Source organism: Microbacterium sp. ARD31, assembly GCF_031844425.1.
Genome location: NZ_JAUZVE010000057.1, coordinates 13,872 through 34,988, shown reverse-complemented (window position 1 = coordinate 34,988; position 21,117 = coordinate 13,872). Strand labels below are relative to the sequence as shown.

19 protein-coding genes and 1 riboswitch are annotated in these 21,117 nt (G+C 72.3%); of the genes, 5 read left to right on the top strand and 14 right to left on the bottom strand.

Annotated features, from left to right (window positions below; all coding sequences use genetic code 11):
- Window positions 1–8 precede the first annotated feature (8 nt).
- The 13 genes from Q9S36_RS45290 to Q9S36_RS45230 form a co-directional block, all read right to left on the bottom strand.
- Window positions 9–1,295, bottom strand: a complete 1,287-nt coding sequence (locus Q9S36_RS45290; RefSeq protein ID WP_311291323.1) for a serine hydrolase domain-containing protein — start codon at window positions 1,293–1,295, stop codon at window positions 9–11.
- 35 nt (window positions 1,296–1,330) lie between these two features.
- Window positions 1,331–4,171 (bottom strand): aminomethyl-transferring glycine dehydrogenase, encoded by a 2,841-nt coding sequence (gene gcvP / locus Q9S36_RS45285; RefSeq protein ID WP_311291333.1) that lies wholly within the window; start codon window positions 4,169–4,171, stop codon window positions 1,331–1,333.
- Between the two features lie 116 nt (window positions 4,172–4,287).
- Window positions 4,288–4,394: riboswitch (glycine riboswitch) on the bottom strand.
- 96 nt (window positions 4,395–4,490) lie between these two features.
- Entirely contained in the window at window positions 4,491–5,060 is a 570-nt protein-coding gene (locus Q9S36_RS45280; RefSeq protein WP_311291332.1) for a MerR family transcriptional regulator, read from the bottom strand.
- Window positions 5,061–5,307: 247 nt separating this feature from the next.
- Window positions 5,308–5,775, bottom strand: coding sequence for a bifunctional nuclease family protein (locus Q9S36_RS45275; protein ID WP_311291322.1), 468 nt, complete (start codon window positions 5,773–5,775; stop codon window positions 5,308–5,310).
- A 34-nt stretch (window positions 5,776–5,809) separates the two neighbouring features.
- The gene (locus Q9S36_RS45270; protein WP_311291320.1) at window positions 5,810–6,550 is read right to left on the bottom strand and encodes a MerR family transcriptional regulator; all 741 of its coding nucleotides are present in this window, start codon (window positions 6,548–6,550) and stop codon (window positions 5,810–5,812) included.
- Window positions 6,551–6,553: 3 nt separating this feature from the next.
- Window positions 6,554–7,066 carry an FHA domain-containing protein gene (locus Q9S36_RS45265; RefSeq protein ID WP_311291319.1) on the bottom strand — a complete coding sequence of 171 codons (513 nt, stop codon included), beginning with the start codon at window positions 7,064–7,066 and terminating at the stop codon, window positions 6,554–6,556.
- A gap of 99 nt (window positions 7,067–7,165) precedes the next feature.
- Entirely contained in the window at window positions 7,166–7,552 is a 387-nt protein-coding gene (gcvH, locus tag Q9S36_RS45260; RefSeq protein ID WP_396653970.1) for a glycine cleavage system protein GcvH, read from the bottom strand.
- 66 nt (window positions 7,553–7,618) lie between these two features.
- Window positions 7,619–8,392, bottom strand: coding sequence for a DUF881 domain-containing protein (locus Q9S36_RS45255; RefSeq protein WP_311291318.1), 774 nt, complete (start codon window positions 8,390–8,392; stop codon window positions 7,619–7,621).
- Complete coding sequence (locus Q9S36_RS45250; RefSeq protein WP_311291317.1) at window positions 8,385–8,717, bottom strand: DUF1290 domain-containing protein; 333 nt, start codon at window positions 8,715–8,717, stop codon at window positions 8,385–8,387. The genes Q9S36_RS45255 and Q9S36_RS45250 overlap by 8 nt, the downstream gene beginning before the upstream one ends.
- Complete coding sequence (locus Q9S36_RS45245) at window positions 8,714–9,592, bottom strand: DUF881 domain-containing protein (RefSeq protein WP_311291316.1); 879 nt, start codon at window positions 9,590–9,592, stop codon at window positions 8,714–8,716. The genes Q9S36_RS45250 and Q9S36_RS45245 overlap by 4 nt, the downstream gene beginning before the upstream one ends.
- Window positions 9,585–10,184, bottom strand: a complete 600-nt coding sequence (locus tag Q9S36_RS45240; protein WP_311291315.1) for a CDP-alcohol phosphatidyltransferase family protein — start codon at window positions 10,182–10,184, stop codon at window positions 9,585–9,587. The genes Q9S36_RS45245 and Q9S36_RS45240 overlap by 8 nt, the downstream gene beginning before the upstream one ends.
- A 20-nt stretch (window positions 10,185–10,204) precedes the next feature.
- On the bottom strand, window positions 10,205–11,269 hold the full coding sequence (locus Q9S36_RS45235) for a hemolysin family protein (protein ID WP_311291314.1): 1,065 nt from the start codon (window positions 11,267–11,269) through the stop codon (window positions 10,205–10,207).
- Complete coding sequence (locus Q9S36_RS45230; RefSeq protein ID WP_311291313.1) at window positions 11,259–12,629, bottom strand: hemolysin family protein; 1,371 nt, start codon at window positions 12,627–12,629, stop codon at window positions 11,259–11,261. The genes Q9S36_RS45235 and Q9S36_RS45230 overlap by 11 nt, the downstream gene beginning before the upstream one ends.
- Window positions 12,630–12,906: 277 nt before the next feature.
- On the opposite strand from Q9S36_RS45230, the gene Q9S36_RS45225 reads away from it, so the two are divergent.
- From Q9S36_RS45225 to Q9S36_RS45215, 3 genes are read left to right on the top strand one after another with little or no spacing between them, the layout of a single operon-like run.
- The gene (locus Q9S36_RS45225; protein ID WP_311291312.1) at window positions 12,907–14,400 is read left to right on the top strand and encodes a sulfatase; all 1,494 of its coding nucleotides are present in this window, start codon (window positions 12,907–12,909) and stop codon (window positions 14,398–14,400) included.
- A complete protein-coding gene (locus Q9S36_RS45220) occupies window positions 14,352–15,476 on the top strand; it encodes an SLC13 family permease (RefSeq protein ID WP_311291311.1) in 1,125 nt (374 codons plus the stop codon). The genes Q9S36_RS45225 and Q9S36_RS45220 overlap by 49 nt, the downstream gene beginning before the upstream one ends.
- A gap of 34 nt (window positions 15,477–15,510) precedes the next feature.
- Entirely contained in the window at window positions 15,511–16,437 is a 927-nt protein-coding gene (locus Q9S36_RS45215) for a threonine/serine dehydratase (protein WP_311291310.1), read from the top strand.
- Between the two features lie 22 nt (window positions 16,438–16,459).
- On the opposite strand, the gene Q9S36_RS45210 is transcribed toward Q9S36_RS45215, so the two are convergent.
- Window positions 16,460–17,944, bottom strand: coding sequence for a phospholipase D-like domain-containing protein (locus tag Q9S36_RS45210; protein ID WP_311291309.1), 1,485 nt, complete (start codon window positions 17,942–17,944; stop codon window positions 16,460–16,462).
- A 282-nt stretch (window positions 17,945–18,226) separates the two neighbouring features.
- On the opposite strand from Q9S36_RS45210, the gene Q9S36_RS45205 reads away from it, so the two are divergent.
- Together Q9S36_RS45205 and Q9S36_RS45200 are read left to right on the top strand one after the other, a co-directional pair.
- Entirely contained in the window at window positions 18,227–20,794 is a 2,568-nt protein-coding gene (locus Q9S36_RS45205; RefSeq protein WP_311291308.1) for a glycoside hydrolase family 25 protein, read from the top strand.
- The gene (locus Q9S36_RS45200; protein ID WP_311291307.1) at window positions 20,791–21,117 is read left to right on the top strand and encodes a hypothetical protein; all 327 of its coding nucleotides are present in this window, start codon (window positions 20,791–20,793) and stop codon (window positions 21,115–21,117) included. The genes Q9S36_RS45205 and Q9S36_RS45200 overlap by 4 nt, the downstream gene beginning before the upstream one ends.

The following is a 21,117-nucleotide window of genomic DNA, read 5'->3' as shown; positions in this document are numbered from 1 at the left end:
GGCAGACCCTAGCGCGGGTGGCCGCCCGGGATGTCGACGTCGGTGTCGTACGGCGTCCGGGTGTAGACGAACGTCGCGCACTCCAGGTTGCGGATCGTCCCGTCCGGACGGCGTACGACGTCGAGCCGCTCGCCACGGTGGTAGCCGAGCACGCCGACGAGGGACCCGTCGACGACCTCGAACCGGTCGGTCACCACGCCGCCCCGCGCCATCGCCCGCAGCTCGAGCCCGTCGTTGTGCCAGCGCACGTCGTAGGCCGTGTTGCCCCAGAACCACAGGCCCGGGACCCCGTGCACCTCGGCGGGGAGCGCCACCGTCGGCCGCCAGGGTGGGGGCCGGTCGTCGTCGGCGTCGGGGTCGCCCTCGATGAGCGAGACGGCGAGCTCGCGCGGGTCGATGCCCGTGGTGGCGTTCGCGAGCACCACGGCGCCGATGCCGCTGCCCGGGTCGACGTGCAGGGCGGCGAGGAAGCCGGGCATCGACCCGTTGTGACCGACCAGGCGGCCACCGGGGTGGAGGCCGAGCATCAGGCCGAGGCCGTAGTCCGGGGTCACCGGCTGCTGCATCTCCGCGAGCGTCGCTGCGGCCAGCACGTCCGGCCGCGCCCCGGCGAGCACCTGGCCCCACGTCACGAGGTCGCCCAGCGTGGACCACAGCTGCCCGGCCGGCGCCATCGCGCCGGTGTCGGTGAGCGGCTCGTGCACGCGGATCCCGGTGAAGTGGTCCACGCTCCACCCCGGCTGCGCCCCGGGGCGCGGGAGGTAGGAGGTCGCTCGCATCCCCAGCGGGCCGAGCAGCCGGTCGGCGACGAGCCGCCGCCACGGAGCGCCGAACCGGCGGGCGACCACCTCTCCGAGCAGCCCGTAGCCGAGGTTGGAGTAGTGGAACCACTCCCCCGGCCGCGCCACCCGCCCGGTCCCGTCGTTGACGGCGGCGAGGGTGGCGAAGTCGGTGCCGCGGCTGCGCTCCCACCACGGCCCGCACGGTTCGCTCTGCATGCCGGAGGTGTGGGCGAGCGCGTCGCGCACGGTCACCTCGCCGTAGCCGACGTCCCCGAGGTGCGCCGACAGCGGGTCGGACAGCTCGAGCAGCCCCTCGTCGCGCGCCTGCATGACGAGCACCGCGGTGAGGGTCTTGGTGATCGAGCCGATGCGGTACTGGCCGTCGAGGCCCGGCGCCTGGCCGGCCCCTCCGGCCCACACCGCGCCGTACCGGTCGAAGACGGCGCCGACCACCGACGTCAGCCGGCCCTCGGCCTGCGCGACGTCCAGCAGGCGCTGACGTTGGTCGCTCACCCCGGAGACCCTAGGGCCTCTCCTTCGCCGAGGGGTCAGTCCTGGGCGAACGCCTCCGGCGGCGGGCAGGCGCAGACCAGGTTGCGGTCGCCGTAGGCCTGGTCGATCCGGGCGACCGGCGGCCAGTACTTGTCGGGGTCGATGCCCTGCGGGAAGACCGCGACCTCGCGGGAGTAGGAGCGATCCCACTCGCCCACCAGGGCGCGGGCCGTGTGCGGGGCGTGGCGCAGCGGAGAGTCCTCGGGGGTCCACTCGCCGGCCTCGACGCGGGCGATCTCGCCGCGGATGGCGATCATCGCGTCGCAGAACCGGTCGATCTCGGCGAGGTCCTCGGACTCGGTCGGCTCGACCATGAGCGTGCCCGCGACGGGGAACGACATCGTCGGGGCGTGGAAGCCGTAGTCGACCAGCCGCTTGGCGACGTCGTCGACGCTGACGCCGCTCGCCTTGGTCAGGCCGCGGAGGTCGAGGATGCACTCGTGCGCCACCAGGTCGCCGTGGCCGCGGTAGAGCACCGGGAAGTGCTCACCCAGGCGCTGGGCGATGTAGTTGGCGGACAGGACCGCCACGGCGGTGGCGCGGGTCAGTCCCTGCGCGCCCATCATCCGGATGTAGGCCCAGGTGATCGGCAGGATGCCCGCCGAGCCGTACGGCGCCGCGCTGATCGGGCCGATGCCCTGGCGCTTCTCGGCGTCGGGGTGCCACCCGTGCGAGGGGAGGTACGGCGCCAGGTGCTCGCGCACGGCCACCGGACCGACGCCCGGACCGCCGCCGCCGTGCGGGATGCAGAACGTCTTGTGGAGGTTGAGGTGGGACACGTCGCCGCCGAACTCGCCGGGCCGGGCGTAGCCGAGCAGCGCGTTGAGGTTGGCCCCGTCGACGTAGACCTGGCCGCCGTGGTCGTGGACGATCTTGCAGAGGTCGGTGATCGTGTCCTCGTAGGCCCCGTGGGTCGAGGGGTAGGTCACCATGATCGCGGCGAGGGTCTCGGCGTGCTCGTCGCACTTTGCGCGCAGGTCGTCGAGGTCGACCGACCCGTCGTCGGAGGCCTTGACCACCACGACCTTCATGCCGGCCATCACGGCGGAGGCGGCGTTGGTCCCGTGGGCCGACGACGGGATCAGGCAGATGTTGCGGTCGAGGTCGCCGTTGGCCCGGTGGTAGCCGCGGATCGCCAGCAGGCCGGCCAGCTCGCCCTGGGACCCGGCGTTGGGCTGCACGGAGACCTTGTCGTAGCCGGTGACCTCCGCGAGCCACGACTCGAGGTCGTCGACGAGCTCGCGGTAGCCGGTGGCGTCCTGGGCCGGGGCGAACGGGTGCAGGTCGGCGAACCCGGGCAGGCTGACCGGCTCCATCTCGGTGGTCGCGTTGAGCTTCATGGTGCACGAACCGAGCGGGATCATGCCGCGGTCCAGTGCGTAGTCGCGGCCCGAGAGCTTGTGCAGGTAGCGCAGCATCTGGGTCTCGCTGTGGTGGGCGTGGAAGACCTCGTGGGTGAGGAAGTCCGTCGTGCGGTGCAGCTCCTCGGGCAGCCCGCTTGCCGGGGCCTCGTCCACGGCGGCGACCCCGAAGGAGCGCAGCACCGCGGCGACGGTCGACGCCGAGGTGCGCTCGCTGGTCGAGAGGCCGACGTGGTCGTCGTCGATCAGGCGCAGGTGCAGTCCCATGGTGCGCGCAGCCGCGACGACGTCGCCGGCGCGGCCCGGCACCGCCACGGTCAGCGTGTCGAACCAGGTGTCGTTGACGACCTCCACTCCCCCGGCCCGCAGGGCAGCCGCGATGCGGGAGGCGTGGTCGTGGGTGCGCTGCGCGATCCGGCGCAGGCCCTCGGGGCCGTGGTAGACGGCGTACATCGAGGCGACGACGGCGAGCAGCACCTGCGCCGTGCAGATGTTGGAGGTCGCCTTGTCGCGGCGGATGTGCTGCTCGCGGGTCTGGAGCGCGAGGCGGTACGCCGGACGGCCCTCGGCGTCCACCGAGACGCCCACGAGCCGGCCGGGCAGGTGCCGCTCGAGGCCGGCCGAGACGGACATGAACCCGGCGTGCGGTCCGCCGTAGAAGAGGGGTACGCCGAAGCGCTGGGACGAGCCGACGACGACGTCGGCGCCGAACGTGCCCGGGGCCTCCAGCAGGGCCAGGGCGAGCATGTCGGCCGACACCACGGCCAGCGCGCCGCGCTCGTGGGCCGCCTCGATCACGGGACGGGGGTCGGCCACGGCACCCGAGGCGCCGGGGTACTGGACGAGGACGCCGCACAGGTCGCCCTCGGGGAGGCCGGCGGCCAGGTCGGCGACCACCACCTCGATGCCCATCCCCTCCGCGCGCGTGCGGACCACGTCGATGGTCTGCGGCAGGGCGTCGGCGTCGATCACGAAGGGGCCGGCCGCGGTGCGCTGCGCACGGCGCACGAGCGTCATCGCCTCGGCGGCGGCGGTGCCCTCGTCGAGGAGCGAGGCGTTGGCGGTGGGCAGGCCGGTCAGGTCGGCGACCACGGTCTGGAAGTTCAGCAGCGCCTCGAGGCGGCCCTGGGAGATCTCCGGCTGGTACGGCGTGTACGCGGTGTACCAGGAGGGGTCCTCCAGCACGTTGCGGCGGATCACCGGGGGCGTGATCGTGCCGTGGTAGCCCAGGCCGATCATCGCCTCGGCCGGGCGGTTCTGCGAGGCCAGCGTGCGCAGCGCGCGGGCGGTGGCCTCCTCGTCGAGCGGGTCCGGCAGGTCGAGGGCCGCAGCCGTGCGGATCCCCCCGGGGACGGCGGCCGCCATCAGCGACTCGAGCGACTCGTGGCCCACGGCGGCGAGCATGTGCGCGATCGCGGCGTCGTCAGGGCCGATGTGCCGGGGCACGAACTCCCCCAGGGCGCTGGCGTCGGTCACCGACGCGGGGCCGGTCGCGGGACCGGTCGAGGGGCTGGAGGTGGCGTCCGTCACGGAGTCTCCCAGAGGTCACTGGCTGGACCTCCCCCTCTGTCGGCCAGGAGGCCTCCAGAGTGCCAACCCGCACGGTCCTGGTGCCTGAGAGGTTCCGGGGAGGAATTGCCCCTTCGGCGCACCGGCCCGGCCTCACGACCGGGCGCGACGACTCTCCCGTGCGGGATGTCGGCACCACGAGTTTAGCGATACGCAACACAAATGGGCGAAGCCGCCCGGTGTCGCGGGCGGCTTCGTCGGAGGATCGTGCGGTGGGAGTGGTCTGTCAGCCGGTCTGGCGGGCGGCGCGCCGCGCGGCCAGCTCGTCGCCGGCGACCGGGGCGGCGGGCTCCTCGGCGGCACGCTCGCTCGGGAGCTCGGCCAGGGTGCCCTCGATCTCGCGCCAGACCCCGCCGATCGCGATGCCGAAGACACCCTGACCACCCTGGAGGAGGTCGATGACCTCGTCGTTGCTGGTGCACTCGTAGACCGAGGCGCCGTCGCTCATCAAGGTCACGCGGGTCAGGTCGTCGGTGCCGCGCTGGCGCAGGTGGGCGGTCGCGGTGCGGATCTGCTGCAGCGAGATGCCGGCGTCGAGCAGCCGCTTGACCACCTTGAGGATGAGGATGTCGCGGAAGGAGTAGAGCCGCTGCGAGCCGGAGCCGGCGGCACCGCGCACGCTGGGCTCGACCAGACCGGTGCGGGCCCAGTAGTCGAGCTGGCGGTAGGTGATGCCGGCGGCGTTGCACGCGGTGGGACCGCGGTAGCCGGTGTCGCTGGGCAGCGGCGAGACGTCGTCGTCGAAGAGCAGGCCCTGCTCCTCGGCGAGCTCGGCGGCCTCCGCCGCAGCGGTGATCTGGGCGGCGTCCGCGCCCTGGTCGTTCTCGTTGCTACCCACAGCGACCCTCCAGGTCAGTTCCTCCGTTGTGCGGTAACTCCTGGGGGGAAGGATCCACTGGGGCGTCCCGCGGACGGGGCAACCACAGCGGTGGAGTTACAACGAAGACAGTTCACGGTAAGCCCGTCGCTCCGGCTTGTCCATCCACGCCCGCGGCGTGTCGCAACCCTCAACCTCAACCTGAGGGTGAGTGTTGGCGCTGGGGTCAGTGGGACTCGAAGTCGTCCGGCGAGACGTGGTCGAGGAACTCGCGGAAGCGCTCGACCTCGTCCTCCTGCTCGGCCGGCACGGCGAGCCCGGCCTCCTCGAGCACCGACTCCGCGCACACGATCCGGGTGCCGGTGCGCAGGGCGAGCGCGATGGAGTCGGACGGGCGGGCGCCCACCTCGGCGCCGCCGTCGAAGACGAGCTGGGCGTAGAAGATGCCCTCCTGCATGTCGACGATGCGCACCTCGTCGAGGCGCTGCCCGGTGGCGGCGAGCACGTCGCGCATCAGGTCGTGCGTCAGGGGGCGCGGTGGGGTGACGCCCTGCTGGGCGAAGGCGATGGCCGTGGCCTCGACCGCTCCGATCCAGATCGGCAGGTAGCGCTCCCCCGTCACCTCGCGCAGCAGCACGATGGGCTGGTTGGAAGGCATCTCGACACGGACACCCACGACGTCCATTTCCCGCATGTCCCCACCCTACTCACGTGCGGTGAGGGGCGCGTCAGGCGCGGTCGAGGCCGATCTTGACGAGGGTCGCGTGGAGGCGGACCGAGAGGGCGGCGATCTCCGAGGTGGCGTCCTCGGCGCGCCCCCGCGCGGCCGCGTCGCGGCCCCGGGCGAGGGGCGCGACGACCTGCTGGACCAGGCCGACCTCGCGGTCCGCGGCCGTCTTGAACGCGCGCAGGTGGCGCGGCTCGAAGCCAAAGTCGGCCAGCTCCCGCGCGGTCTGCGCAACGACGAGCGCGTCGCTGTCGAAGTGCCCGGTGCCCGTGCGGGCGCTCACCAGGCCGTACTGCTCGAGCTGGGCGAGCAGGTCCTCGGAGATGTCGGCGACCTTGAGCAGCTCGCGGCGTGAGAGCCGCAGCTCGCTGGTGCGCCGGAACGACTCGGGGCTGGGGAGGCCGTCGGCGCTGAGGGCGACCTTCGGCACGGTCGGCACCACCGACTCGATCGGCGGCGGCTCCAGTCCCCGGTCGATCGCGTCGAGGTGGTCACCGATCACCTTCAGCGGGAGGTAGTGGTCGCGCTGCATCAGCAGGATGTAGCGCAGCCGCGCGACGTCGTCGCCGGAGAACTTGCGGTAGCCGGCGGCGGTGCGCTCGGGCTTGACCAGGCCCTTGTCCTCCAGGAAGCGGATCTTGGGGATGGTCACCCCGGGGAAGTCGGGCCGCAGCTGGTCGAGGACCTGCCCGATGTTGAAGCGGGCGCCGCGACCCGAGCTCGCAGGCGTCGAGGCACTCACGGATCAGCTGTCCGGGTGGGAGGAGAAGAAGACGAGGCGGTACTTGCCGATCTGGACCTCGTCGCCGTCGTTGAGCTCGACGGAGTCGATGCGGTCGCGGTTGACGTAGGTGCCGTTGAGGCTGCCGACGTCGCTGACCGAGTAGCCCGTGCCGGACCGGCGGAACTCTGCGTGCCGGCGGGACACGGTGACGTCGTCGAGGAAGATCTCGCTGTCGGGGTGGCGACCGGCCCCGACCACGTCGGTGTCGAGGAGGAACCGCGACCCGGCGCTCGGACCACGCTGCACGACGAGCAGCGCATGGCCGGCGGGCAACGCGTCCACGGCGGCGGCGTCGACCGGGCTCAGCTGGCGGTCCGAGGACTCGCGCTGGTCCGGCACGCCGAAGGTGATCGTGGCGGTGCTCTCCACCGGCGACGCGCCGGTGTCCTCCCCACCGAGCAGCTTGGTGCCGCACTGGGCACAGAAGCGCGCATCGTCAGGGTTCTGCTTGCCACAGGCGGTGCAGAACGGCATGGAAACTCCCTCGACGGATCGACACTGAACCCTCAGCCGAGGGTTGAGGTTGACGGTTGCCCCGAACCTACCAGCCCCTGGCTGGGGCGTCGCGGCGGATCAGCCGTCGAGTCCGGCCTGGTAGGCCGCCGCGTCGAGCAGGCCGTCGACCTGGGCGGGGTCGGCGACGTTGACCTCGAAGAGCCAGCCCGCCTCGTAGGGGTCGCTGTTGACCAGCTCGGGCGTCTGGTCGAGCGCGCCGTTGGTGGCCACGACCTCACCGGTGACGGGCGCGTAGATGTCGCTGACCGACTTGGTGGACTCGAGCTCGCCGCAGGTGTCGCCCGCGGTCACCTGGTCGCCGACCTGCGGCAGGGAGACGTACACGATGTCGCCGAGCGCGTCCTGGGCGAAGTCGGTGATCCCCACGCGGACCGAGCCCTCGCTCTCGCCGGGCGAACGGACCCACTCGTGCTCGCTGGTGTACTTCAGGTTCTCCGGATACACGATGGCTCCTCTGTGACGGAACGGCTGGCGGGACGGCTGGACTGCTGGAGTCGATTGTGGCGCAGGTTACTGTCCCGTGCCGAGCTCGGCGTACTCGGGTCGGCGGGCCTCGCGGACGCTCGTGACCTCCACCGACTCGAGCTCCTCGATGTCCACCGTCGCGCCGTCCTCGGCGAACGTCTCCACCGGGCCGGTGGAGAAGGTGAGCGCGGTCCTGAGGATGTGCGGGTCTCCGATCACGTCGAGGACGTACGGCGGCTCCAGCAGCTGGTCGTCGAGCTCGATCCCGCCGACGGCGTTCTCGAAGGAGCTGTCGGCGCCGAGGCGGATCTCGTCGTTGAACTCCATCGCCTCCGCGCCCGCGGTCCTGAGCTCCTGCACCATGTCGAGCAGCGACCCGACCGCGACCCTGCTGGTCGACTCGGTGATGGTGACCCGCAGGCCCGGTCCGGACACCGGGACGAGCCCGGCGATGATGTTGAGCGTGCGCACCCGCTGCTCGGCCTCGTCGAGGGCCGCGGAGCGGGCTCGCGTCTCGTCCTGCAGCTCGTCGCGGCGGGTCTCGAGGCGGTCGACCTCCCGCCGCGCGCGCTCGGCGGTGCCGGTGAGTCCGTCGAGCACCTGGATCAGCTCGCTCTCGCGCAGGCCGGCGTAGGTGTCGTTGGCCTTGGTGTCACGCACCTGCACCACGAACGCGAACCCGAGCACGGCCAGCAGCACCCCGACCACCACCTGGCGCCGCGACGGCTTGACCAGCGCCGTGCGCAGCCGCTCGCGCCCGCGGTCCTGCGGCTGCGGCGGACCGGACCCCTGGGGCACGCGCGTGGTGCTGTCAGGCATGGAACACGTGCCTCCGGATGGCGGCGACGTTGGAGAAGATCCGGATGCCGAGCACGACGATGACGCCGGTGGTCAGCTGCGCACCGACGCCGAGCTGGTCGCCGAGGTAGACGATCGCCGCGGCGATGACCACGTTACTGACGAACGACACGACGAAGACCTTGTCGTCGAAGATGCCGTCGAGATAGGCGCGCAGGCCGCCGAAGACCGCGTCGAGGGCCGCGACCACGGCGATCGGGAGGTAGGGCTGGAGGCTCAGCGGCACGTCGGGCGCGAAGACCAGGCCGGCGATGATGCCGAGCAGCAGTCCCAGGGCGGCAATCACGGGGCGCTCCCCTCCTCGGTCTGGCCGTCCGGATCGGCGTTGAGCTCGATCACATCACGGAGGTCCGGCTCCGGCGCAGCCGGCAGGCTGATGTCGTCGACATTCTGGGCGGAGTAGACGAAGTCCAGCCCGTTGACGAGGGCGAACCACTCCTGGCCCTGGCTGGTCTGCAGCAGTCGCGCCTGCAGCGTCTTGTTGTCGCCGATCACCGAGATGACGTAGGGCGCGTTCACCGGGCGGCCGTTGACGTGGATCGCGCGGTTGGTGTTGCGTATGCCGCCCAGCACGTTGAGCCGCTGGTCGTTGACGGCGATGGCCTCGGCGCCGGCCTCCCACAGCCCGTCGACGAGGAAGGCGAGGTCCTCGTCGCGGATCTCGCTGTCGACGTCGACGCCGGGGCGGTTGTCGACGGTGATGCGGACCCCCGGGCCGTGCACGGCCGCGAAACCGGTGTTCAGCTCCGCGCGTCGCACGCGGGACTCGAGGTCGTCGAGCTGGCCCTGGATGCGCGTGTTGCTGCTGGCCACCGCCTGGTTGGACCGGGTCAGCGCCGCAACCCGGGCCTGCAGGTCGCGCACCTGGTCACGCTTGGAGTCGATCTGCTCGACCAGCGCGGCCCGGCTCAGCTCGTTGACCTCGGCCTCGCGATCGGTCTGGGCGGCCACCACGGCCCCCATGATGCCGAGCGCCGCCACGGCGACGAGGCTGATCCAGTGGGGACGACGTCCCTGCACGGGCTCCTCCCCCGCGGCCGCGCGCTGCTGGGCGACGTGTGCGTAGTCCTCGTCCATGGACCGCGCCGTGATGAGCGTCAGCAGCGGGGTGGTGACGTGCTCGGGGAGCCGTCGCTCGGGAGCCTCGCGGGTCTCAGCCATGGTCGGTCGCCGGCGACGTACGGCGCGGGGTCTCGCGCAGCAGCGTGCGCACCTGCCAGGCGTACAGCACGCCCGCCCACCAGTAGAGCCCGATCCCCCACCAGGCGAACGCCCAGCCGAAGTTGCGCGCCAGCGTGGCCACCACGCCCGAGCCCTCGCCGAGCAGGAGCAGCGGGAAGGCGTAGAGCAGGTTGAAGGTCGCGGCCTTGCCGAGGAAGTGTACCGGCAGCGCCGAGAAGCCGCGGGTGCGCAGGAACGGGACGAGGCCCCACAGGAAGAGGTCGCGCAGCGGCAGGGCGACCGCGACCCACCACGGGATGATGTCGCGGAGGAACAGCCCGACCACGACGGCCAGGATGTAGAGCCGGTCGGCGACCGGGTCGAGGATCTCGCCGAGCTTGGAGTACTGGTCGAGGCGCCGCGCCAGCCAGCCGTCGAGGTAGTCGGTGAAGCCCGCGACCATCAGGACGGCGAGCGCGATGGCGTCCTCCTCGGGCCCGAGGACGAGCCACAGGAACAGGGGTACGCCGGCGAGCCGCACCAGACTGATGATGTTCGGCACGGTCCAGACGCGGGTCGCTTCCTCGGACACGCCCTGACCCTATCCAGCGCTCAACCGAGCTCGGCGCCTGACACGTCGTGGTGGGCGGCGTCGCGGATCTCGCCCACCAGCTCCTCCAGGACGTCCTCGAGGGTGACGAGCCCGATCACCGTGCCGTCGCGCTCGACGACCCGCGCCATGTGGGCGCCCTTGACCTGGAGGCTCTCGAGGGCGTCGTGCAGCAGGTCGTCGGGGTGGACGGAGGCGAAGGGACGGATCCACTTGTCCTCGATGACGCGCGAGCGCTTCTCGTCGTCGGACTCCAGCGCGTCCTTGATGTGGAGGTAGCCCAGCAGCGACCCGTCCGGGGCCGCCACCGGGAACCGGCTGAAGCCGGTGGAGGCGCAGAGGGCCTCCACGTCGGCGACGGTCGAGCCCGGCGTCACCGTCGCCAGGGTGTCGGGCGTCATCAGGATCGAGCCGACCGACTTCTCGGTGAAGCCGAGCGCGCCGGCCAGCCGGTCGTACTCCTCGGCCTCGATCAGGCCCTCGCCGCGCGACTCCTCGACCAGCGCGGCGACCTCCTCGCGGGTGAAGCTGGAGCTGACCTCGTCCTTGGGCTCGATGCGCAGCAGCCGCAGGACCCCGTTGGCGGCGAGGTTCATCCCTGCGATCACCGGGCGCAGCACGGTGACGATGGCCATCATCGGCGGGCTGAGCACCAGGGCCGCCCGGTCGGGACCGGCGAGCGCGATGTTCTTCGGCACCATCTCGCCGAGCACGACGTGCAGGTAGACGACGATCGACATGGCCACCACGAAGGAGATGGGGTGGAGCAGGTCGTCGGGGATGTGCAGCTGGTGGAAGGCCGGCTCGAGCAGGTGGGCCACCGCCGGCTCGCCGATCGCACCCAGGCCGAGCGAGCACACGGTGATGCCGAGCTGTGCGCCGGCCATGACGAGGGAGACGTTCTCCATCGCCCGCAGGGTCGTGCGGGCGGCGCGCGAGCCCTCCTGGGCGCGCGGCTCGATCTGGCTGCGGCGCGCGGACAGCAGGGCGAACTCGGCGCCGACGAAGAAGGCGTTGAGCACCAGCAGGACGACGGCCAGCAGCACGCCGAAGAGGTCACCGCTCACGGCCGGCCTCCCCCGTCCGGTCGGCCTCGCCGGCGACGAGGCGCAGGTCGAGGCGGTCGATGCGCAGCCCGTCCATCCGCTCGACGGTCAGCATGACCAGCCGCTCACGCAGCTCGTGCGGGTCGGTGCGGTCGGGCACCGGCACCTCGACCCGGTCGCCGGGTGCCGGGATCTTGCCCAGCTCGCGCATGACCAGCCCGGCCACGGTGTCGTAGTCCTCGTGGTCGGGGAGCTCGATCTCGGTCGCGTCCTCCACCTCGTCGGGGCGCAGCAGGCCCGAGAGGGTCCAGCTGCCGTCGCGCCGCTGCCGGATGCGCGAGCCGAGGCGGTCGTGCTCGTCGGAGATGTCGCCGACGATCTCCTCGACGACGTCCTCGAGCGTGACGATGCCGGCGTGGCCGCCGTACTCGTCGAGGACGATGGCCATCTGGAAGCCGTCCTGGCGCAGCAGCGCGAGCAGCGGGTCGAGCCGGAGGCTGTCGGGGACGACGACCGGCTTGACCATGACGTGCTTGATGCGGGTCGTGGCTCGCTCGTGCACCGGCACGGCGACGGCGTGCTTGACGTGCACGGTGCCGACGACGGTGTCCTCGGCGTCGAGCACCGGGAAGCGCGAGTGCCCGCTCTGGCGGGCGAGGTCGATGATCGACGACACCCGGTCGCCGTCCTCGACGGTCGTCGTCCGCACCCGAGGCGTCATGATCTCGCCGGCGGTGCGGGTGCCGAACTCCACGGACCGCTCGACCAGCTCGGCCGTCTCCGCGTCGAGCGTGCCCTGGTCGGCTGAGCGCTGCACGAGCGAGGCGAGCTCCTGCGAGCTGCGCGCGGAGCGCAGCTCCTCCTGCGGCTCGATGCCGAGGCGGCGCACGATCAGGTTGGCGGAGCCGTTGAGCGCGCGGATCGGACCCCTGGTCAGGGCGGTGAAGCCGCGCATGAAGCCCTGGGTGGTGCGCGCCGTCTCGAGCGGGCGGGCGATGGCGATGTTCTTGGGCACCATCTCCCCGAAGATCATCGTCAGGACGGTGCCGAGCGCCAGGCCGAGGCCGAGCGAGAGCGGCGTCACGACGCCGTCGGGCAGTCCCGCGCCCGTGAGCGGGCCGTCGATCAGGTCGGCGATGGCCGGCTCGGCCAGGAAGCCGATCGCGAGGTTCGTGACCGTGATGCCGACCTGGGCGCCGGACAGCTGCGTGGACAGCGAGCGGAGGGCCATCTGGACTCCACGCGCCCCCTCGTCACCGGACGCGGCGGCGCGGTCGACCGTGGGACGGTCCACGGTGACGAAGGAGAACTCCGCGGCGACGAACAGGCCGCAGGCCGCCACGAGGGCGAGCGAGACGAGCAGCAGCACGAGGGGGGTCACGGCGCGCACCCGGCGATCGGGGCGGCCGTGCGGGGACTTTGACTCTCCATGGCGGGTGCTGCGGGTTCCTGTTCCTCGACGTCTTCGCGCGACGTCCGACGCCGTGTGCGGCACGCCGGTTCGCCGCGTCGGCGAGCCCACAGACTAGCGGTTCGGCCAAGGTCGGCCCCAGTCGCCGTGTCGCTTTGGGGAGGCCCGCCCACGCCCCCTAGTCTTGCCCCGACATCGGGGCGTCGGACATGCGCCTTCAGGGCTTCGGGGCGAAGGAATGGCGTAGATGCGTGGGTGGGCCCAGTCGATCACGGCTGCTCTGCTGGTCGTGCTCGTCGCCACCCTCGCCACGGTGACCGCCAACGGCGACACCAGCACCGCCGGCTCGGTCAGCCTCGTGCAGACCACGCAGGACCCGTCCCGCACCGAGGACGCGAGTCCGACGCGGCCCAACCTGGTCTTCGTCCTCACCGACGACATGCGCGACGACGACCTCGACCACATGCCCATCACCCGACGACTGCTCGTCGACCAGGGCATGGAGTTCACCGACGCCATCTCGCCGCACCCCCTGTGCTGCCCGGCGCGCGCGCAGCTCGCCACGGGCCAGTACGCCCAGAACAACGGGGTGCAGCACAACCGCGGCGTCCACGGCGGCTTCCAGGCGCTCGACCCGACGCAGGAGGCGAGCTCGTGGTTCCGCGACGCCGGCTACCGCACGGGCTTCGCCGGCAAGTTCCTCAACGGCTACCACCGCAACGACGTACGTCCCGCCGGCTGGACCCGCTGGGACGCGCTGACGCGCGGTGTCTACGACTACGTCGACTTCACCATGACCGGCGACGGCGACCCGCAGGACTACACCGACAGCTACGTCACGTCGGTGATCGAGCAGCACACCAACGACGACATCCGCGACTTCGCGGCGACCGGTGACCCGTTCGTGGTCTACGCCTGGCACCTCGCGCCCCACTACCGGATCTCGCCCGAGGGTGGGCGCGGCCTGCCGCCCGCCGCGCCGCAGGACCGGGGGAGGTTCGCCGACGACCGGCCGGCGTCCTTCGACGACCCGGCGTTCAACGAGGACGACGTCACCGACCAGCCGGCGTACCTCCGGCACCTCTCCCCCGCCTCGCCGGCCGAGATCAGCGCCGAGAACGCCGCACGCCTCGAGGCGCTGCAGGCCGTCGACCGCGCCGTCGGCTCGCTGGTCGACACCCTCGACGAGCAGGGCGTGCTCGACGACACCTACATCGTGTTCTCCTCCGACAACGGCTACTCCCTGGGCGAGCACCGCTTCGTCGGCAAGGACGTGCTGACCGACGAGGCGCTCCAGGTCCCGCTGGTCGTGCGGGGTCCGGGCATCGCCCCCGGCACGACCTCCGACCTCCCCGTCACGCTCGTCGACCTCCCGGCGACCTTCGCCGCGCTCACCGGCGTCACGCCGGCCTGGCAGGTCGACGGCACCTCGCTGCTGCCGACCCTGCGGGGCGAGGGCCAGGTGTTCCGCGACACCACGCTGATCCAGACCGGCCGCACGCTGGGCGACGGCTGGTCGCACCGCGGGGTGCGCACCGAGCGCTACCTCTACGGCACCGACGGCCGTGACGGGTTCCTCTACGACCTGCTCCTCGACCCCGACGAGATGGTCAACCGCATCGACGACCCGGCCTACGCCGAGGTGCAGGCAGCCCTCGAGCTGCGCCGGCGCGAGCTGCTGACCTGCGCGGGATGGACCTGCAACCAGGTGTTCGGCCCCGTGCCCGACCCGTCGTCCTGATCGTGGGCGAGGTCCTGCACCAGGTCCTGCCGGTCGCGGTGTTCCTCGTCGCGATCACGGTCACGGCCGAGGTCGCCCAGCTCGCGGGCGTGTTCGACGTCGCGGCCCACGCGATGGCGCGGCGCGCACGTCACCGCGTGGTCCTGCTGTGGCTGACGTTCGCGGCCCTCGCCGTGGTGAGCACGATCGTGCTGAGCCTCGACACGACGGCCGTGCTGCTGACGCCCGTCGGGCTGGCGATCGCCCAGCAGACCGGCATCGCACCGATGCCGTTCGCGCTGACCACGCTCTGGGTCGCCAACACCGGCTCGCTGCTGCTGCCGGTGTCGAACCTGACCAATTTGCTGGCGGTGCACCGCTTCGAGGACCTCGGCGCCGGCCACGGCGACTACGTCCGCACCGCGGCACTGCCGGCGGTGACCGCCGTCGTCGTCACGCTGCTCCTGGTCGCCGTCCTCCAGCGGCGCGCGCTGCGCGGGACGTACGCCGTCGACCCGCCCGCCGACCCGCACGACCGCACCCTCCTGGTGATCGCCGCCGTCGTCTGCCTCGCGGTCGGTCCGCTGTTCGCCGTCGGCGTGGAGCCGGCCCTCGTGGCCGTGGGCTCGGCGGCGGTCCTGCTCGCGGCGCTGGTGTGGCGCGCGCCGTCGATGGTCCGTGAGGTGCGGCCGCCCTGGCTGATGGCCGGCGCCTTCGTGGTCGTGGCCGGCCTGCTCCGCGCCGCCCAGGCCGACGGCCTGCTCGACTGGCTCGCACCGGCTGTGGGGGCCGGGACGCGACCGCTCGACCTCCTGCACCTCTCCGGCGCGTCCGCCGTCGCGGCGAACCTGGTCAACAACCTGCCGGCCTACCTCCTCGTCGAGCCCGCCGCGGCCGACGACGTACGGCGACTCGTGGCCACCCTGGTGGGCGTCAACGCCGGTGCCCTCGTGACCCCGTGGGCCTCGCTCGCGACGCTGCTGTGGCTGCAGCGGTGCCGCTCGGCCGGTCTCCAGGTGCCGCTGCTCAGGCTCGCGGCCTGGGGTGCGCTCTGCGCCGTGCTCTGCGTGGGCGCGGCGACGCTGGCGATCCGCTGAGCCGGCGTCCGCGTCGCCCCGCGATACTTCCTGCGTGACGATCTCCCGCGACGACGTGCTGGCCGCCGCCGACCGGATCCGGGGGCGCGTGCGGCGCACTCCCCTCCTCCCGCCCGCCGGCGACGACCGGGTCTGGCTCAAGCTGGAGCACCTCCAGCACTGCGGGGTCTTCAAGACCCGCGGCGCGTTCAACCGGCAGCTCGCGGCCCTCGAGCGCGGGGAGCTCGGCGACGCCGGCATCGTCGTGGCGTCGGGCGGGAACGCCGGGCTCGCGCAGGCCTTCGCCGCGCGGCAGCTCGGCATCCGCGCCACGGTGTTCGTCCCCGAGGCCGCTCCGGAGGTGAAGATCCGGCGCATCGCGTCGTACGGCGCCGAGGTCCGCCGCGCCGGGGCCGAGTACGCCGAGGCCTACGAGGCTGCCGTCGCGTTCGGCGAGCAGCACGGGGCGACCTTCGCGCACGCCTACGACCAGCCCGACGTGGCCGCCGGCGCCGGCACGCTGGCCGAGGAGGTCCTGGCGGAGGAGCCCTCCATCGACACGGTCGTCGTGGCGGTGGGCGGCGGCGGGTTGTACGCGGGCGTCGCCGCGGCCTTGCGTGGACGCGCCCGGGTGGTCGCGGTCGAGCCCGAGCTCGCCCCCACCCTGCACCACGCGATCGAGGCAGGGCGCCCGGTCGACGTCGAGGTCTCGGGCGTCGCCGCCGACTCCCTGGGTGCCCGGCGCGTGGGTGACCTCGCGTTCGCCGCCCAGCAGGCCGAGGCCCCCGTCTCCGTGCTCGTCGGCGACGACGACATCGTCGCGGCCCGCACCCGCCTGTGGCAGGAGCACCGGATCGTGTCCGAGCACGGAGCGGCCACGGCCGTGGCCGCCCTGCTGTCCGGCGCGTACGTCCCTGGTCCCGGCGAGCGGGTGGCGGTGGTCGTCTGCGGCGCCAACACCGATCCGGCCACGCTGGGCTAGCCGCCGAAGCGACGGGTCGGGGTCAGTCGGACTCCCAGAAGGGGCCCCTCCGGTAGCCGTCGGGCTCGACCGTGGTGACCGGACGGCGCTCGGTGACGAACGTCCGGCGCAGCACGCCGTCCTCGCCGCGCACCATCCGCGCCACCCGGAAGCTGGCGTAGGTCGTGGTGTAGGCGTTGCGGCTGTTGCGCTTGTGGTCCCACTGGTAGTCGAAGTTCCTGACGTACTTCCTGGTGAGCCTCTTGCCGCGGATGGTGAACCAGGTCTCGTCGTTGCCGGTGCTGAGGCTGGCCCAGTTGGACGACCCGGTGAGGACCAGGTGCGTGTCCGGTACGCCGTTGTAGGTGCCCTGGATCGCGAGGTACTTCTGGTGGCTGTAGTAGCTCAGGATCAGGTCGTCCTTGCCGTCGCGGTTGAGGTCGTAGTTGTCGTCGGGGTTGTAGTCCAGCCCCGTCGAGCGGAGCGGGATCCGGCCACGTCGCGTGGGGGCGCCGAGGATCTTCTTGGTGTGGTAGCCGATGAGGCCGTAGCTCACCCGGAACCGGCAGCCCTCGGCGTACTTCTGCCGGACGGCGGCGGCGAGGTAGTCGCCGCGGCGCCCGCGCATGGTGTGCATCGACAGGGCGACACGGGTGCGGGTGATGCCACCGGCTCCGTCGGGGGTCACGCACTGGATCTTGCCGAGCATGTCGAGGACGAGGTCGTTCTTCGGACCCGACGGCCTCGGGAAGGCCCACACGGTGTGCTTGTCGACCGAGTCGTCACAGGTCGCGCCACGCGGGTTGCCGCAGAAGGAGCGCGGGGCCTGGCGCGTGGCGTGGTCCTTCTTCATGTCGTTGAACAGGGCGACGAACTGCCGGTAGAGGGTGTGGTCGCCCGAGGTGAAGTAGAGGTCGTTCCACTGGTGGATCGCGGCGTTGAGCATCATGTTGGCCGACCCGACCGCGATGACGTCCTCGGACCTGCCCGCCTGCGAGAACGAGTAGAACTTGGTGTGCATGTTGTTGTACTGGTTGGCCTTGCTGCGGCAGCCGGCCTTGCACCGGTAGATGAAGCTGTCCGCGGAGCGCTTCGCCCCGACCTCCGCCCGGATCGCACGCATCGCCTTGGTGTACTGGTGGTCGTTGAGCAGCATCTGCACCTTCACGCCCCGGCGGTGGGCGGCGATGAGGGCCTTCGCGACGGGCATCCGGTCGAAGGAGTAGACCGCGATGCGGATCGTCGACCCCTTCGGCGTGTGCCGGATGGTCTGGATGACCTTCCGCTCGATGGTGAAGTAGCCCGTCTTGCGGTGCGGGTCGTTGAAGAAGGGTCCGCGCGGCGCCCTCCACCTCTGGCGCGCCGACGGCCGGTCCTGCCGTGCGGCCACCGTGGTGGGCCCGGCAGCGGCGGCGTTCGCCGTCGCCGCGGTGCCGCCGTCGTCGCCAGCGCCCGCGGCAGGGGTCGCCGTCACCGGCCCTCCCAGCACCAGGCACAGGGCGAGCAGGACCAACGACGACCTCGACACGTTCACACACCTTCCTGTCGCCGACGGCGACACCTCTTCCGGGACCACGCGATCTGAGGGGAGACGCAGCGGCAGCGGCAAAGGTTGTGTGGGGTGCCTCACCAGGGCGCGACCGGGCCTGGTCGGGCGCGCATCCGACCACCTCGCAGCACGCCCTGCCATCGCCAGAATTGGGGCAATCGCGGAAGGTTTCTTTACCAACGCCGCGAGCAGGAGGACCGTCGACGGATGGCGTCGCGCCGGGGCCACTCCGACCCCGGCGCCGGGCGTCGGGGGGAGACAATGACGGAGCAGACCACGGTCCTGACCACGAACGGGTTGCTGTCCGCGGCACCGGCACCACCGGTGCCACTGGCGCGCCCGGCTCGCGACGCGACGAGCCCACCACCGGCGACGGTCCGGACGATGCGCGTGCTCACGGCCAACGTGCAGTCCTTCCCCCGCACCGCGATGAGCCTGCAGCAGGCGCGCGAGGACCTCCGGGCCAACGCCGCCGACGGCGACCTGGTGCTGATGCAGGAGATCGACTCGCGCTACCGCCGGATCGTGCTCGAGGAGTTCCCTGCTGCCGAGTGGCACGTCTTCTTCGGCCCGCGGGCCAACCACTCCCCCATCGCGGTGCGCCGTGACGCCTTCGACGTGCTCGACGAGCGGTCGCTGCAGCTGCACCCCGGCATCGCCAAGGTGCACGAGCCGCGCTACCTCACCCACGTCCACCTGCGCCACCGGGAGCTGCTGGTCGAGCTGCACGCGGTGAACCTGCACCTCGTGTCGGGTGCGTTCCACCGCCCGCCGAAGCCGGACGCGGCAGCGCGCCAGGCCGAGTGGCACGAGGGCATGCGCAAGCACGACCGGTTCGTCGCAGATCTCGTGGCCACCGGAGCCCCCGTGGTCTGCGGGGGCGACTACAACCGGCAGCTGCGCGCCTTCCGCCCGCAGCTCCAGGCGCTCAGCGCCGGTCGCCGGGTGTCCTTCGGCGTCGACCTCGCCTCGATCGACCTGCTCTGGTTCGTCGACGGCACCACCGCGACCTGGGCCGAGCGAGGTCGTACGACGTTCCGCGGGCGCGAGGGACGGCCGCCGCTGCGGCGCCACAGCGACCACGCCGCCCGCCAGGTGACCCTCGCCCTGACGCGCGTCGGCGCCCCGGCCGACCCGGCACCGGACCCAGTGGTCATCGCCCCCGACGGGTCGAGCACGACGACGAAGGACCGCGCGAAGAAGGAGCGCAAGCGGCGCAAGAAGGTCGTGTCCTTCGGCCCGCAGGCGCACGCCTCCGGCACGCTCGCCGCCGACGGCCTGCCGGCAGGTGCCGGCGGAGCGTTCGGCGGCCCGGTCGACCAGCCCTTCGCGCTCACCCAGTTCGGGGACACCAACCCGAAGAAGGTGGACTGGAAGACGCGCGCCGCCCTGGAGGAGGCCGAGCGCCGGCTCGGCTACCGGCTCACCGTCGTGCAGGGCTCCTACAACAACGGCAGGGTCGGGGCCTCCGGCGGGACCCACGACGGCGGCGGCGTGGTCGACCTGCTCGCGTGGGACTGGCGGCGCAAGGTCGCGGTGCTCCGCGAGATCGGTTTCGCCGCGTGGTACCGCCCGACCCGACCGGGGCTGTGGGGCGCCCACATCCACGCCGTGCTGATCGACCACGGTCGGCTCGACGCGAGCGCGGCCGCCCAGGTCGTGGCGTACCGCGCCGGACGTGACGGCCTCAAGGGCGGGCGCCCGGACGACTTCGCCCGGCCGCACCCGATCCCGGTGTTCTCCTACCCGCCGAAGGCGTCCGCGTCGACCGCGGCCCTCACCGGCGCGGAACCCGCGGCCACGGTGCCCCCGCTCGGGCGCCCGTTCCCGCCCAACCGCACCCTCGACGGCATCGACATCAGCCACTACCAGTCGGGCCGGCTCGACCTCACCGCCGCCAAGCGCGCAGGGCTGCGCTGGATGTACGTCAAGGCCACCGAGGGCACGTCGATCAAGGACAAGACGCACCGGTCCCGGGTGAAGCAGGCGCGGTCGGCCGGCCTCCCGGTGGGCGCCTACCACTTCGCCCGTCCCGAGGGACGCGACGCCGCCGCGGAGGCCCGCTTCTTCCTGGCGAACACCGACCTCCGTGCCGGCGACATGGTCCCGATGCTCGACCTCGAGGACATCGGGGACCTCACCCTCGCGCAGCTCACCGAGTGGACCGGCGTGTGGGTGCGCACGGTCAACCAGGAGATCCGCCGCAAGGGGCTGAGCGGCAAGCCGGTCATCTACACGCCGTTCAACCTCACCAAGGGGTTCGGCTGCCTGTTGTGGGTCGCCCGCTACAGCAACGACTTCCGGGCACCGGTGATCCCTCGGCCGTGGAAGCGTGCCGCGATCTGGCAGCACTCCAACGGACAGTACGGCCCCGTCAAGCACGTGCCCGGCGTCGGCCGGGTCGACGTCAACGCCATGCACCCGGACCTCCCGCTGTCCGCACTGCGGCTGCGGCCCGCAGGCAAGCCCGCGAGGTCCGTGCCCGGCACCGCGCACCCTCCCGTGACCCCGGCCGACCTGGCCCCGGTCCAGTCGAGCGCAGACGTCGCGGTGCCGCCGCCTCCGGATCAGCCGCTCGCCGCCGAGCCCGCCGCCCCGCCCGCCGCCCAGCCCGGCGCCGGGCGCAGCCCGTCCGTCACCACCTCGGAGGTCCGGGGCGCGCCGGGCGAGCCCGGAGCGATCACCATCACGGTGACCGTGCCCGTCCCGCCCGCGCCGGCACCGATGCTCGTCCACCCCGACCTCGGCCCCCTGGAGGAGCAGCTCGCACTCGCTGCGCGCAGCCTCCAGGGCGCGATCGAGGCCGTTCCCGAAAGGCCAGGAGAATGAACCCGCTCACCATCGCCACCCAGCTCCTCCGCGACCTCCCGTCACCCGTCCGCAGGACCATCTACACCGTGCTCGCCCTCGTCGGCGCGGTGCTCGCCGCGTTGGTCGCCGTCGGGGTGGACCGGATCGGCTCGCTCACCGTCGACCGCATGCTCCAGGTGTACGCCTACCTGTCGCCGCTGATGGGCGTCGTCGCCGTCGCCAACGTGACGCCCGGCGAGGGCACCGAGCAGCCGCTGCTCGACTTCGACGAGGACGCCGACGTGTCGTCGTTCGAGCCGGTCGGCGACGAGAGCGACGTCTTCGCCGAGGCCTACAGCTGA